This is a genomic window from Gilvimarinus gilvus (genome assembly GCF_030518155.1).
Taxonomy (GTDB): Bacteria; Pseudomonadota; Gammaproteobacteria; order Pseudomonadales; family Cellvibrionaceae; genus Gilvimarinus; species Gilvimarinus gilvus.
Window position 1 is genome coordinate 1 of the sequence record NZ_JAULRU010000367.1, and the last position, 336, is coordinate 336.

1 protein-coding gene is annotated in these 336 nt (G+C 61.3%); it reads right to left on the minus strand.

What is annotated here, in order from left to right; translation table 11 throughout:
* Nucleotides 1-231: ABC transporter permease subunit (locus tag QWI17_RS06295; RefSeq protein WP_302721676.1), on the minus strand; the 231-nt coding region annotated here is incomplete at its 3' end.
* Nucleotides 232-336: the final 105 nt, after the last annotated feature.

Here is a 336-nt window from a genome sequence, read left to right on the forward strand (position 1 = left end):
CCCGACGGTGCCGAAATAGATAAGCAGTACCCACAGCAGCTCGGGCACGCCGCGCACCAGGGTCGAGTAGAAACCGCCAAGCCATTGCAGCGGCTTGATCGAAGAGGTCTTGGCCAGGGCGCCAAGCAGGCCCAAAACCAGGCCCAGCAGCAAGGCGCATAGCGCCAGTTTTACGGTCATCAGGGTGCCGGCCATCATGGCCGGACCGAATCCGTGCAGGTCGATATTCATGGGCAGGTCATTCTAGGGACTTGCGCGCCGCGGGGGCGCGCAGGTCAGGGCGGATCATTCGATGCTGAACGGGAAGTACTTGTCGTTGATCTTCTTGTACGTGCC